At 52.5% G+C, this 1,490-nt stretch carries 1 rRNA gene; it reads left to right on the top strand.

What is annotated here, in order from left to right:
- Window positions 1-30: 30 nt before the first annotated feature.
- Window positions 31-1,490 (top strand): 23S ribosomal RNA (locus AB5Y90_RS00635); the annotation flags it as partial.

Below are 1,490 nucleotides of genomic sequence, written 5' to 3'. Positions count from 1 at the left end.
CGGTTTCACCGACACTTCTTGGGGTTGTATGGTTAAGTGACTAAGCGTACATGGTGGATGCCTTGGCAGTCAGAGGCGATGAAGGACGTACTAACCTGCGATAAGCTGTGAGAAGTCGGTAAGAGACGCTATTACTCACAGATTTCCGAATGGGGAAACCCACCCGAGATAACTCGGGTATCTGTTACTGAATACATAGGTAACAGAGGCGAACCGGGAGAACTGAAACATCTAAGTACCCCGAGGAAAAGAAATCAACCGAGATTCCCTCAGTAGCGGCGAGCGAACGGGGATTAGCCCTTAAGCATCTTGGAAGTTAGTGGAACGGTCCTGGAAAGGCCGGCGATACAGGGTGATAGCCCCGTACACGAAAACAACCTTGATGTGAAATCGAGTAGGGCGGGACACGTGACATCCTGTCTGAATATGGGGGGACCATCCTCCAAGGCTAAATACTCCTGACTGACCGATAGTGAACCAGTACCGTGAGGGAAAGGCGAAAAGAACCCCTGTGAGGGGAGTGAAATAGAACCTGAAACCGTGTACGTACAAGCAGTGGGAGCCCTTCGGGGTGACTGCGTACCTTTTGTATAATGGGTCAGCGACTTACATTTTGTAGCGAGGTTAACCGTATAGGGGAGCCGTAGGGAAACCGAGTCTTAACTGGGCGTCTAGTTGCAAGGTGTAGACCCGAAACCGGGTGATCTAGCCATGGGCAGGTTGAAGGTTGAGTAACATCAACTGGAGGACCGAACCCACTAACGTTGCAAAGTTAGGGGATGACCTGTGGCTGGGGGTGAAAGGCCAATCAAACTCGGAGATAGCTGGTTCTCCCCGAAAGCTATTTAGGTAGCGCCTCGGACGAATACTACTGGGGGTAGAGCACTGTTTGGGCTAGGGGGTCATCCCGACTTACCAACCCCATGCAAACTCCGAATACCAGTAAGTAATATCCGGGAGACACACGGCGGGTGCTAACGTCCGTCGTGAAGAGGGAAACAACCCAGACCGCCGGCTAAGGTCCCAAAGTTCTGGTTAAGTGGGAAACGATGTGGGAAGGCTCAGACAGCTAGGATGTTGGCTTAGAAGCAGCCATCATTTAAAGAAAGCGTAATAGCTCACTAGTCGAGTCGGCCTGCGCGGAAGATGTAACGGGGCTCAAACCAGGCACCGAAGCCGCGGATTCACACTTATGTGTGAGTGGTAGGGGAGCGTTCTGTAAGTCTGCGAAGGTGTATCGAGAGGTATGCTGGAGATATCAGAAGTGCGAATGCTGACGTAAGTAACGATAAAGGGGGTGAAAAGCCTCCTCGCCGGAAGACCAAGGGTTCCTGTCCAACGTTAATCGGGGCAGGGTGAGTCGACCCCTAAGGCGAGGCCGAAAGGCGTAGTCGATGGGAAGCAGGTTAATATTCCTGCACGACTTGTAATTGCGATGGGGGGACGGAGAAGGCTAGGTGGGCCAGGCGACGGTTGTCCTGGTGAAAGTG

Origin of the sequence: Aeromonas sp. R4-1 (assembly GCF_040908325.1) — a bacterium.
Lineage (GTDB): Bacteria > Pseudomonadota > Gammaproteobacteria > Enterobacterales > Aeromonadaceae > Aeromonas > Aeromonas veronii.
The sequence above is the reverse complement of the archived record's forward strand: the minus strand, read 5'-3'. Positions and strand labels throughout refer to the sequence as shown.